Origin of the sequence: Hydrogenophaga sp., from assembly GCF_011772445.1 — a bacterium.
Lineage (GTDB): Bacteria > Pseudomonadota > Gammaproteobacteria > Burkholderiales > Burkholderiaceae_C > Hydrogenophaga.
In genome coordinates this window covers 133,475-143,853 of record NZ_WVZN01000036.1, presented here as the reverse complement: position 1 = coordinate 143,853, position 10,379 = coordinate 133,475, and the positions used below count along the sequence as shown (strand labels likewise).

Annotated in this window: 14 protein-coding genes and 1 tRNA gene; 13 read left to right on the top strand and 2 right to left on the bottom strand. The window is 66.4% G+C overall.

Going from position 1 to position 10,379, the window contains the following annotated elements; all coding sequences use genetic code 11:
- The 5 genes from GTO19_RS15295 (at position 1) to tatC (ending at position 2,466) form a co-directional block, all read left to right on the top strand.
- The gene (locus GTO19_RS15295) at positions 1-390 is read left to right on the top strand and encodes a hypothetical protein (protein WP_291022110.1); all 390 of its coding nucleotides are present in this window, start codon (positions 1-3) and stop codon (positions 388-390) included.
- Between the two features lie 7 nt (positions 391-397).
- Positions 398-763 (top strand): histidine triad nucleotide-binding protein, encoded by a 366-nt coding sequence (locus tag GTO19_RS15290; RefSeq protein ID WP_291022108.1) that lies wholly within the window; start codon positions 398-400, stop codon positions 761-763.
- 107 nt (positions 764-870) lie between these two features.
- A complete protein-coding gene (gene tatA / locus GTO19_RS15285) occupies positions 871-1,116 on the top strand; it encodes a Sec-independent protein translocase subunit TatA (RefSeq protein ID WP_291022106.1) in 246 nt (81 codons plus the stop codon).
- Positions 1,117-1,165: 49 nt separating this feature from the next.
- A complete protein-coding gene (tatB, locus tag GTO19_RS15280; RefSeq protein ID WP_291022105.1) occupies positions 1,166-1,669 on the top strand; it encodes a Sec-independent protein translocase protein TatB in 504 nt (167 codons plus the stop codon).
- Positions 1,669-2,466 carry a twin-arginine translocase subunit TatC gene (gene tatC / locus GTO19_RS15275; RefSeq protein WP_291022103.1) on the top strand — a complete coding sequence of 266 codons (798 nt, stop codon included), beginning with the start codon at positions 1,669-1,671 and terminating at the stop codon, positions 2,464-2,466. Before tatB ends, tatC begins: the two co-directional genes overlap by 1 nt.
- A 22-nt stretch (positions 2,467-2,488) precedes the next feature.
- Here tatC and GTO19_RS15270 read toward each other — a convergent pair whose 3' ends face one another.
- Entirely contained in the window at positions 2,489-3,643 is a 1,155-nt protein-coding gene (locus GTO19_RS15270) for a Do family serine endopeptidase (protein ID WP_291022101.1), read from the bottom strand.
- 93 nt (positions 3,644-3,736) lie between these two features.
- On the opposite strand from GTO19_RS15270, the gene GTO19_RS15265 reads away from it, so the two are divergent.
- Positions 3,737-4,492 carry a Nif3-like dinuclear metal center hexameric protein gene (locus GTO19_RS15265; RefSeq protein ID WP_291022099.1) on the top strand — a complete coding sequence of 252 codons (756 nt, stop codon included), beginning with the start codon at positions 3,737-3,739 and terminating at the stop codon, positions 4,490-4,492.
- Positions 4,492-5,523 (top strand): 4-hydroxythreonine-4-phosphate dehydrogenase PdxA, encoded by a 1,032-nt coding sequence (pdxA, locus tag GTO19_RS15260; protein WP_291022097.1) that lies wholly within the window; start codon positions 4,492-4,494, stop codon positions 5,521-5,523. Before GTO19_RS15265 ends, pdxA begins: the two co-directional genes overlap by 1 nt.
- A 7-nt stretch (positions 5,524-5,530) precedes the next feature.
- Here the strand turns inward: pdxA and mscL are convergent, their stop codons facing one another.
- The gene (gene mscL / locus GTO19_RS15255; protein ID WP_291022095.1) at positions 5,531-5,953 is read right to left on the bottom strand and encodes a large conductance mechanosensitive channel protein MscL; all 423 of its coding nucleotides are present in this window, start codon (positions 5,951-5,953) and stop codon (positions 5,531-5,533) included.
- A 161-nt stretch (positions 5,954-6,114) separates the two neighbouring features.
- On the opposite strand from mscL, the gene petA reads away from it, so the two are divergent.
- The 6 genes from petA (at position 6,115) to GTO19_RS15225 (ending at position 10,283) form a co-directional block, all read left to right on the top strand.
- Positions 6,115-6,732, top strand: coding sequence for a ubiquinol-cytochrome c reductase iron-sulfur subunit (gene petA, locus GTO19_RS15250; protein WP_291022093.1), 618 nt, complete (start codon positions 6,115-6,117; stop codon positions 6,730-6,732).
- A gap of 50 nt (positions 6,733-6,782) precedes the next feature.
- Positions 6,783-8,183: a cytochrome bc complex cytochrome b subunit gene (locus GTO19_RS15245; RefSeq protein ID WP_291022091.1), complete on the top strand. Its 1,401-nt coding sequence runs from the start codon at positions 6,783-6,785 to the stop codon at positions 8,181-8,183.
- A gap of 29 nt (positions 8,184-8,212) precedes the next feature.
- Positions 8,213-8,968: a cytochrome c1 gene (locus GTO19_RS15240; protein WP_291022089.1), complete on the top strand. Its 756-nt coding sequence runs from the start codon at positions 8,213-8,215 to the stop codon at positions 8,966-8,968.
- A 106-nt stretch (positions 8,969-9,074) separates the two neighbouring features.
- Positions 9,075-9,686 (top strand): glutathione S-transferase N-terminal domain-containing protein, encoded by a 612-nt coding sequence (locus tag GTO19_RS15235; protein WP_009516494.1) that lies wholly within the window; start codon positions 9,075-9,077, stop codon positions 9,684-9,686.
- A gap of 25 nt (positions 9,687-9,711) precedes the next feature.
- Complete coding sequence (locus GTO19_RS15230) at positions 9,712-10,188, top strand: ClpXP protease specificity-enhancing factor (RefSeq protein ID WP_291022087.1); 477 nt, start codon at positions 9,712-9,714, stop codon at positions 10,186-10,188.
- 19 nt (positions 10,189-10,207) lie between these two features.
- Positions 10,208-10,283 (top strand) — tRNA-Thr (locus GTO19_RS15225).
- The last annotated feature ends 96 nt before the right edge of the window (positions 10,284-10,379 follow it).

The window sequence follows — 10,379 nt, the reverse complement described above, 5'->3', positions numbered from 1 at the left end:
ATGAGCGACGTGATCGATGTGGACACCACCGACAACGAGAAAGCCCAATCGCTCAAGAGCGTGGGCTGGCTCAGTTACATCCTGCACCTCATCGTGGCGGTGGGCGCGGTGCTGCCTTCGGCCCAGCCCGGCGTTGCGCTGCTCATCGTGGCGCTGATCATCGACCTGGTGAAGCGGGACGAGGCTGTGGGCACCTGGCAAGCCAGCCACTTCTCCTGGCGCATCCGTTCGGTCATCTGGGCCGCCATCCTGTACGTGGTGACCATTCCCTTGTGGCTGCTGCTCTTCGTGCCGGGCTGGATCGCCTGGTGCCTGATCTCCATCTGGTTCCTCTACCGCATCGTCCGGGGCATGGTGAACATGAACGCCAACCGCCCCATGCCGCAATAAGGCCCCCATGAGCGCTCAGCACGACCCCAACTGCGTTTTTTGCAAGATCGTTGCCGGCCAGATCCCGTCCCGCCGGGTGTACGAGGACGAGGACCTGTTTGCCTTCCACGACATCCACCCCTGGGCGCCCGTGCATTTCCTCATGGTGCCCAAGGTGCACATCCCGTCGATGGCACAGGTCGGTCCCGAACACGAGCGCCTGATGGGCCGCATGCTGACCCTGGCCCCGAAGCTGGCCATGGAGCAGGGCTGCAACCCCTATCCCGAGGGTGGATTTCGCATCGTGTGCAACACGGGTCAAGAGGGCGGACAGGAGGTCCACCACTTGCACATCCACGTGATCGGCGGTCCTCGCCCCTGGGCCAAGGGCTGATCCATCCGGTCCTCTGCGGCATCCCCGGGACAACCGGTTGAACCCCGGGCCGCGGCTTAGAATCCCAGCATTGCGCGCGCGCTCACCCCACCTCTCTGGAGATTGACATGGGTACGTTTTCCATCTGGCACTGGCTCATCGTGCTGCTCATCGTGGTCATGGTGTTCGGCACCAAGAAACTCAAGAACATCGGCTCCGACCTGGGTGGCGCCGTCAAGGGTTTCAAGGATGGCATGAAGGAGGGCGGTCAGAACGGCCCGTCCGACGCCACCGGCACCCCCGCCCCCCAGGTCACGCAGAACAGCGCGACCGACAAGGGCACCATCGACGTCGAAGCCAAGCAGAAAAGCTGACGTGAACCACCCCGGCGCCCGGTGCGGACGCCGCGGTCCTGGCTGACCCATGATCGATCTCGGCATTTCCAAGCTGGCCCTCATCGGTGCCGTGGCGCTGGTCGTCATCGGCCCCGAGAAATTGCCGCGCGTGGCCCGCACGGTGGGCGCCTTGCTGGGCAAGGCCCAGCGTTACGTCGCCGACGTCAAGGCCGAGGTCAACCGGTCCATGGAGCTCGAAGAGCTCAAGAAGATGAAGGACTCGGTGGAGACGGCGGCGCGCGACGTGCAGTCCTCCGTGCAGGACACCACCAACGAGTTCGAGAAATCCTGGTCCGACGCCACGGCCGGCCTCGAGGGTGACACGCTGCGCGAGCCGACCGAGGCGGACGTCATGCAGTCCATCGGGCAACCGGTGTACCCCGTCTACACGCGTCCCAAGAAGAACTTCCGCCTCAAGCAGAAGGCCGTGCCGCAGTGGTTCAAGGCGCGCACGGGGGTGCGCACCCGCACCCAGTCGGGGGCCGCGCGCGTGGCCCGCTTCCGCCCGCGCCCGTCCAACCCGTCTCGCTGATGTCCACCAAGCCCGATTCCGACGACGAACTCGCCGGTACAGAACAGCCCTTCGTGCAGCACCTGATGGAGCTGCGCGACCGCCTGCTCTACAGCGTGATCGGCCTGGCGGTGTGCATGGCCATCCTGGCGGTCTGGCCCGGCCCGAGCGGCCTCATCGACCTGATCGCCATTCCCATCCGCGCCCACATGCCGCCCGACGCCCGGCTGATCGCCGTGGGCGTGTTCTCACCCTTCTTCGTGCCGCTGAAGGTGCTGGCCATGGCCGCGGTGCTGCTGTCGCTGCCGTGGTGGATGTACCAGCTGTGGTCCTTCATTGCGCCCGGGCTCTACAGCCACGAGAAGCGATTCGCCGTGCCGCTCATCTTCCTGGGCAGCTTGCTGGCCTATGCGGGCATCGCGTTCGTGCAGTTCTTCGTGCTCGACAAGATGTTCGGCTTCATCCAGAAGTTCACGCCGGCCAGCGTGGCGGCCACGCCCGACATCGCGTCCTATGTGGAGGCGATTCTGGGCCTGTACCTCGCCTTCGGCCTCGCCTTCCAGGTGCCCATCGTGGTGGTGCTGCTGGTCAAGATGGGCATGGTCTCCGTGCAGAAGCTCAAGGACTTCCGCGGCTACTTCATCGTCATCTCGTTCATCATCGCCGCCGTCGTCACGCCGCCCGACGTGATCTCGCAATTGGCATTGGCGGTGCCGATGTGCGTGCTCTACGAAGCCGGCATCTGGGGAGCGCAGGTCTTCATCAAGCGCACCCGGGCCGAGGACGAAGAAGGCGAAGGCGAAAAGACCGCGTCCTGAACGGCGGCCCCTGTGGCCAGGTTCAGCGCCGGTTGGCGGCCTGCTGGGCGAGGTTGCGACGGCCTGGCGTCACCTCGATCTGCATCGATGCGTCGCGCCGCAAGACATCGAGGCGGGCTTTTTCACCGGGCGGCAGCGCCGCCACGGCCGCCAAGAGCTGCGGCACGTTCCTGACCTCCTGGCCCTTGACCGCGGTGATGACGTCGCCCGGGCGGATACCCGCCTGCGCGGCGGGACCGTTCTGCAGCACGCCCGTGATGATGACGCCGCTGCGCGTGCCGACGCCGAAACTCTCCGCCAATTCGGGCGTCAGGTCCTGCGGCTCCACGCCGATCCAGCCACGCGTGACCTTGCCTTCCTTGACGATCGCCTCCATCACGCTGCGCGCGGTGGACGTGGGAATGGCGAAGCCGATCCCCATGGAGCCGCCCGAGCGCGAGTAAATGGCGGTGTTGATGCCCATGAGGTGGCCTTGCACATCCACCAGGGCGCCGCCCGAGTTGCCCGGGTTGATGGCCGCGTCTGTCTGGATGAAGTTCTCGAAGGTGTTGATGCCCAGTTGCGTGCGGCCCAGCGCGCTGACAATGCCGCTGGTGACGGTCTGCCCCACGCCGAAGGGGTTGCCGATGGCCAGCAGCGGGTCGCCGATCTGGAGCGCGTCGGAGTTGCCCAGGGTAATGACGGGCAGGTCGCTCAGTTCGACCTTGAGCACGGCGAGATCGGTCTCGGGGTCGGTGCCGATGACCTTGGCCACGGTCTGGCGGCCGTCGTTGAGGCTCACCTGGATCTCGTCGGCTTCCTCGACGACGTGGTTGTTGGTGAGCACGTAGCCGGCCGGGCTGACGATGACGCCCGACCCCAGCCCGGTCTGCGGCTGGTTGTTGAGCTGGTCGCCGAAGAAGAAGCGGAACCAGGGGTCGACGCTGTGGGGGTTGTTGGCTGGCGCCTTGCTGGTGTTGATGCTCACGACGGCGGGCGCAGCGATCTTGGCCGCCGCACGCAGGCTCAAGGTCCCCGGATCGGCGGGAGGCGGGGCGCTGGAAGGGGCCTCGAACACCGGCACCACCGACGGCAGCGAACGCCGGCCCAACCACTGCGGCTGCAGCGTGGCCACAACGAAGAGCACCGCCACCAGCACGGTGACGGTTTGGGCAAACACGAGCCAGAGTCGTTTCATGAGAGAGTCGGCGAAGGAAAGTGGGGAATTGTCCCGCATTCGGCTGGTGGAGATGTGGCTGTCAGAATGCCGTTTTTCAAGCCGCCGCGCCGCATGAGCACCTCCCGAGACACGCTGGTTCACGCCTTCGACACCCTGCTGCAGCCTGCGCAGTTCAAGGACTATGGACCCAACGGGCTGCAGGTCGAGGGCCGCCTCGAGATCCGCCGGCTGATCAGCGGCGTGACCGCCAGCCTGGCGCTGATCGAGGCCGCGATCGAGGCGAAGGCGGATGCCATCCTGGTGCACCACGGCCTGTTCTGGCGCGGCCAGGACGGGCGCGTGACGGGGTGGATGAAGCAGCGTCTGTCGCGGCTGCTGGCGCACGACATCAACCTGATCGCCTATCACCTCCCGCTGGACGCCCACCCCACACTGGGCAACAACGCGCAGCTCGCCCGCGTGCTGGACATCGCGTTGGAGGATGGCGTGCGCTTCGGCGATCAGTGGCTCGGCTTCGTGGGCCAGCGCCCGGCGGCACCGGCCGAGTCGCTGGCGGCGCACGTGGAACAGGCTGTGGGCCGTCCGGTCACGCTGGTGGGGCCGCCGGGGCACACAGTGCGCCGCATCGGCCTGTGCACGGGCGGGGCGCAAGGCTACTTCGAGGCCGCCATCGCGGCCGGCGTCGACGCCTTCATCACCGGCGAGATCTCTGAGCCCCAGGCGCACTACGCCCGGGAGTGCGGCGTGGCCTTCCTGGCCTGCGGGCACCACGCCAGCGAGCGCTACGGCGCGCCCGCCGTCGCCACCCACGTGGCCTCGGCGCTGGGCATCGAGCACCACTTCATCGATATCCCCAACCCCGCGTGATGGCCAAGCGCCCGGTCCTGATCAGCATGGGCGATGCCGCGGGCATCGGCCCCGAGATCGTGCTGCGCGCCCTGCGCGAGCGGCCCGCGCTGCGGCGCGACGTGGTGGTGGTGGGCGACATGGCCACGCTGCGCCGCGCGGCGAGCCTGGGCGCAGCAGCCCCCGACTCGGCCGAGGGCGGTCTGGTGCTGGCCGGGCTGAGCGAGCCGGCGCAATTGGCCGGCCTGCCGCCCGGCTCGGTAGGGGTTCTGCAGGCGGGCGAGCCGCTGGCGCCGCCGCCGTGGGGCCAGGTGAGCGCCATCGCGGGCCGGGCCGCCGCCGCCGCCATCCGTCTCGGCGCCCAGGCGGCGCTGGAGGGCCGCGCGCGCGCCCTGGTCACGGCGCCGATCCACAAGGAGGCGCTGGCCGCCGCCGGCGAACCCTACCCTGGCCACACCGAATTGCTGCAGGCCGTCGCTGCCCGGCACCAGGGCGTGCCCGTGACGGCCTTGCCTGTGCGCATGATGCTCAGCGCGCCCGGCCTGGCGACGGTGCTGGTGAGCATCCATGTGTCGCTGCGCGAGGCCTTGGCGGCGGTGACGACCGAAGGCGTGCTGGAGACCATCCGCATCACGGATGCCCACTTCCGCCGCACCGGGATGGCGCGGCCGCGCATCGCGGTGGCCGGACTGAACCCGCACGCGGGGGAGGGCGGGTTGTTCGGGCGGGAGGAGATCGAGGCGATCGCGCCCGCCGTGCAGGCGGCGCGCGATCAGGGAATCGAGGCCAGCGGGCCCCATCCGCCGGATACCGTATTCATGCGGGCGCGCCAGGGTGCCTTCGACGTGGTCGTGGCCATGTACCACGACCAGGGGCTCATTCCGGTGAAGTTGCTGGGGCTGGAGCATGGCGTCAACACCACGCTCGGCCTGCCGTTCGTGCGCACCAGCCCGGACCATGGCACCGCATTCGACATCGCGGGCACCGGCCGGGCCAGCGCGGACAGTCTGCTGGCGGCCATCGATGCCGCGATGCTTGCCAGCCCGGCCTGAGCGGGACCTACTTCTTCAGACTGTCGCGGATCTCGCGCAGCAGCACGATGTCTTCTGGCGCGGCGGCGGGCGGTGGCGGTGGCGTCTCGCGCTTGAGGCGGTTGATCTGTTTGACCATCAGGAAAATGATGAAGGCCAGGATGGCGAAGTTGATCGCCACCGTGATGAAGTTGCCGTACGCCAGCACCGGCACACCGGCCTGCTTCATGGCCGCCAGGGTGCGGGCCGTGCCCTCGGGCGCCGTGCCCAGCACCACGAACAGGTTGCTGAAGTCGAGCTTGCCGAACACCAGGCCCACCACCGGCATGATCACGTCGTCCACCAGGGAGCTGACGATCTTGCCGAACGCGCCGCCGATGATCACGCCCACGGCCAGGTCGATGACGTTGCCCTTGACGGCAAATTCCTTGAACTCCTGCATCATGCCCATGCGCATCCTCCAGAGGGTATTGGTCGGGCGGGCATTGTCACACGCGAAACCGGCATTCGAGCCCATGGCGGCGCAGGCGCGAACGCGGCTGGGCCCTTGACATGGTCCAGTACAATGCCGGGTTGTCCTGATTCCCCTCCCGCAAGACGAGAAAGTCCCCCATGAGTGAAGCTCCCGCCAACCAAGGCAAGGCCGCTGTGGACAACAGTCGCCGGACCTGGCTGATCACCTCCTGCGCCATGGGTGGCGTGGGTGCCGCGGCAGTCGCCGTGCCCTTCGTGAGTTCCTTCCAGCCCTCCGAGCGCGCCAAGGCCGCGGGTGCGGCGGTCGAGGTGGACATCTCGACCATCGCCCCTGGCGAGAAACGCGTCGTGGAATGGCGCGGCAAGCCGGTGTGGGTGATGCGTCGCACGGAGGCGCAGCTCGCCACGCTGGAGAAAGACGAGGCCCAGCTCGCCGACCCGAATTCCGAGCGGACCGCGTTCCCCACGCCCGAGTACGCCAAGAACCGCACCCGCTCGATCAAGCCCGAGATCCTGGTCGCCATCGGCATCTGCACCCACCTGGGTTGCTCGCCTGGCGACAAGTTCGCCACCGGCCCGCAACCCTCCCTGCCGGACGACTGGCAGGGCGGGTTCCTGTGCGCCTGCCATGGCTCAACCTTCGACCTGGCTGGCCGCGTGTTCCAGAACAAGCCCGCACCCGACAACCTCGAGATCCCGCCGCATTACTACGTCTCCGACAACATGCTGCTGATCGGCGAGGAAAAGCCGGCCTGAGGCCGCGCCATCGAGCCTGAACACCCACGGAACATCGAGGCACGCACGCCATGGCCGAATTCAAAGAAATCTCCCCCGACGCCCCGCTGAGCCAGAAAGCGCTGAACTGGGTCGACAACCGCTTCCCGCTGTCCAAGCTCTACAACGAGCACCTGGCCAAGTACTACGCGCCGAAGAACTTCAACTTCTGGTACTTCTTCGGCTCGCTCGCGCTGCTGGTGCTGGTCATCCAGATCGTCACCGGCATCTTCCTGGCGATGCACTACAAGCCCGACGCGAACGTGGCCTTCGCCTCCGTCGAGTACATCATGCGCGACGTGCCCTGGGGCTGGCTGATCCGCTACATGCACTCCACCGGTGCCTCGGCCTTCTTCGTCGTGGTGTACCTGCACATGTTCCGCGGCCTGCTCTACGGCAGCTACCGCAAGCCGCGTGAGTTGGTGTGGGTGTTCGGCTGCGCGATCTTCCTGTGCCTGATGGCCGAAGCCTTCATGGGCTACCTGCTGCCCTGGGGCCAGATGTCCTACTGGGGCGCGCAGGTGATCGTGAACCTGTTCTCCGCCATTCCTTACATCGGCCCCGACCTGGCCCTGCTGATCCGTGGCGACTACGTGGTGGGCGACGCCACGCTGAACCGCTTCTTCAGCTTCCACGTCATCGCCGTGCCGCTGGTCTTGCTGGGCCTGGTGGTGGCGCACATCATCGCGCTGCACGAAGTGGGCTCCAACAACCCCGATGGCGTGGAGATCAAGGCCAACAAGGACGCCTCCGGCAAGCCCGTGGACGGCATCCCCTTCCACCCGTACTACACCGTGCACGACATCCTGGGTGTGGCCGTGTTCCTGATGGTGTTCTCGGCCATCGTGTTCTTTGCGCCCGAGTTCGGTGGCTACTTCCTGGAGTTCAACAACTTCATCCCGGCCGACCCGCTGACCACGCCGCTGCACATCGCGCCGGTCTGGTACTTCACGCCGTTCTACTCCATGCTGCGCGCCATCACCGCCGAGTTCATGTACGTGCTGGTGGCCTGCGTGGTGCTGGCAGCGGTGTTCGGGGTCATCAAGGCGCGCGTCAACGCGGCGCTCAAGGGCGTGATCGTGGTCGCCGCCGTGCTGGCCTCGGCGGCCATGCTCACCTACGACGCCAAGTTCTGGGGTGTGATCGTCATGGGCGCGGCCGTGATCATCCTGTTCTTCCTGCCCTGGCTCGACAACAGTCCGGTGAAGTCGATCCGCTACCGCCCGAGCTGGAACAAGTGGCTCTACACGGTATTCGTCATCAACTTCTTCGTGCTCGGCTACCTGGGTATCCAGGCGCCTTCGCCGATCGGCGAGCGCGTGTCGCAGGTGGGCACCCTGTTCTATTTCGGCTTCTTCCTGCTGATGCCGTGGTGGAGCCGCCTGGGTGAGTTCAAGCCGGTCCCCGACCGGGTGACCTTCCAGCCGCACTGAGTCAACGCGACATCCGGAGAGCGAACGTTATGAAAAAGATTCTTCTGGGCCTCGCGTTGTCCCTGGGCCTGAGTGGCACCGCCCTGGCCGCTGGCGGTGGCATCCCGCTGGACCGCGCGCCCCAACGCACCAACGACATGGCCGCCCTGCAAAACGGCGCCAAGCTGTTCGTCAACTACTGCCTGAGCTGCCACTCGGCGGCCTTCATGCGCTACAACCGCCTGCGCGACATCGGCCTGAACGACAAGCAGATCGCCGAGAACCTGACCTTTGCCACCGACAAGATCGGCGACACGATGAAGGCAGCCATCGATCCCAAGATGGCCAAGGACTGGTTCGGCAAGGTGCCACCCGACCTGACCCTGGTGGCGCGATCGCGCGCCAGCTCGGCCGGCAGCGGGCCCGATTACCTCTACACCCTGTTGCGCACCTATTACCGCGACGACACCAAGCCCACCGGCTGGAACAACAAGGCCTTTCCCAATATCGGCATGCCGCACCCTCTGTGGGAGCTGCAGGGCGAGCGCAAGCCCGTCTACGACAAGGTCATGAGCCATGGCCACGAGGTCGAGGTGCTGCGCGGTTGGGAGCAGGTCAAGCCCGGCACCATGACCCAGGCCCAGTACGACCAGAACGTCGGTGACCTGGTGGCTTACCTCCAGTGGATGGCCGAGCCCGCCGCGAACAACCGCGTGCGAATCGGCGTGTGGGTCCTGCTGTTCCTCACGGCGTTCACCGTGGTCGCCTGGCGCCTCAACGCCGCGTTCTGGAAAGACGTCAAGTAAGCCCCCGTCTCGGGGTGCGATCCACCCCCTTTTTCGCCCACAGTGGCTTGCGGTGCCGACGCGGCACAATCGCAGCCACTGTTTTCTGTTTCAGGAGACGCCAACCATGATGGTTCTGTACTCGGGCACCACCTGCCCCTATTCGCACCGCTGCCGCTTCGTGCTGTTCGAAAAGGGCATGGACTTCGAAATCCGCGACGTCGACTTGTACAACAAGCCCGAAGACATCGCCGTGATGAACCCGTACGGCCAGGTGCCGATCCTCGTCGAGCGCGACCTGATCCTGTACGAGTCGAACATCATCAACGAGTACATCGACGAGCGCTTCCCGCACCCGCAGCTCATGCCCGGTGACCCGGTTGACCGCGCCCGCGTGCGCCTGTTCCTGCTCAACTTCGAGAAGGAACTGTTCACGCACGTGTCGGTGCTGGAATCTCGCAGCAGCAAGGGCAATGACAAGGCGCTGGAGAAGGCCCGTTCGCACATCCGCGACCGCCTCACGCAGCTCGCTCCCGTGTTCATGAAGAACAAGTTCATGCTGGGGGACAACTTCTCCATGCTCGACGTGGCCATCGCGCCGCTGCTGTGGCGCCTGGACTTCTACGGCATCGAACTCAGCAAGAACGCCGCGCCGCTGCTCAAGTACGCGGAGCGCATCTTCTCGCGTCCCGCCTACATCGAGGCGCTGACCCCGTCCGAAAAGGTGATGCGCAAGTAAGCGGGCCCGGCGACGCAGCAGTGCCATGAGCCAGCAGGCAGAACCACCGGTCCCGTCGACCCGCCCGTACCTGATCCGGGCGCTGTACGAATGGTGCAGCGAGAACGGGTTCTCGCCCTACATCGCCGTGCACGTCGACGCGTCGGTGCAGGTGCCGATGGAGTTCGTGCGCAATGGCGAGATCGTGCTCAACGTGAGCATGGAGGCCACCAAGGACCTGCACCTGGGCAACGAGTACATCTCGTTCAAGGCGCGGTTCGGCGGCGTGTCGCGAGAAATTCTGGTGCCGATCACCCACGTCATTGCGATCTACGCGCGCGAAAACGGGCAAGGCATGGCCTTTCCCGCGCCGGCGCCCGCACAAGCGCCAGCGGCGGGGGATGCGCCGGCGCCATCGTCGTTGCGGGCCGTGACGCCGGACGACGATGCGTCGCCTCCCGAGCCCGGCGGCGATGGCCCCGGCCGTCCAGGTGGTCGGCCGCAGCTCAAGCGGGTGAAGTGAACCTAGAATCCCTGCCCGGGCCGCTTTAGCTCAGTTGGTAGAGCAATCGCCTTGTAAGCGATAGGTCGTCTGTTCGAGTCAGACAAGCGGCACCACCCGGTCCGCCGCAGGGCGCGCTTATCGCCCGGGCGTTTGGACTTTGATGCGGATTGCGCTAACCTGCGCCCCGCTTTCGTGCAATGCGTCACGCA

Coding starts and splice junctions, on each gene's coding strand:
- GTO19_RS15265 (WP_291022099.1), top strand. CDS start 3,737: ATGAGCACCTCCCGAGACACGCTGGTTCACGCCTTCGACACCCTGCTG.
- tatC (WP_291022103.1), top strand. CDS start 1,669: ATGTCCACCAAGCCCGATTCCGACGACGAACTCGCCGGTACAGAACAG.
- petA (WP_291022093.1), top strand. CDS start 6,115: ATGAGTGAAGCTCCCGCCAACCAAGGCAAGGCCGCTGTGGACAACAGT.
- GTO19_RS15245 (WP_291022091.1), top strand. CDS start 6,783: ATGGCCGAATTCAAAGAAATCTCCCCCGACGCCCCGCTGAGCCAGAAA.
- GTO19_RS15230 (WP_291022087.1), top strand. CDS start 9,712: ATGAGCCAGCAGGCAGAACCACCGGTCCCGTCGACCCGCCCGTACCTG.
- GTO19_RS15240 (WP_291022089.1), top strand. CDS start 8,213: ATGAAAAAGATTCTTCTGGGCCTCGCGTTGTCCCTGGGCCTGAGTGGC.
- mscL (WP_291022095.1), bottom strand. CDS start 5,953: ATGGGCATGATGCAGGAGTTCAAGGAATTTGCCGTCAAGGGCAACGTC.
- GTO19_RS15270 (WP_291022101.1), bottom strand. CDS start 3,643: ATGAAACGACTCTGGCTCGTGTTTGCCCAAACCGTCACCGTGCTGGTG.
- GTO19_RS15295 (WP_291022110.1), top strand. CDS start 1: ATGAGCGACGTGATCGATGTGGACACCACCGACAACGAGAAAGCCCAA.
- GTO19_RS15235 (WP_009516494.1), top strand. CDS start 9,075: ATGATGGTTCTGTACTCGGGCACCACCTGCCCCTATTCGCACCGCTGC.
- GTO19_RS15290 (WP_291022108.1), top strand. CDS start 398: ATGAGCGCTCAGCACGACCCCAACTGCGTTTTTTGCAAGATCGTTGCC.
- pdxA (WP_291022097.1), top strand. CDS start 4,492: ATGGCCAAGCGCCCGGTCCTGATCAGCATGGGCGATGCCGCGGGCATC.
- tatA (WP_291022106.1), top strand. CDS start 871: ATGGGTACGTTTTCCATCTGGCACTGGCTCATCGTGCTGCTCATCGTG.
- tatB (WP_291022105.1), top strand. CDS start 1,166: ATGATCGATCTCGGCATTTCCAAGCTGGCCCTCATCGGTGCCGTGGCG.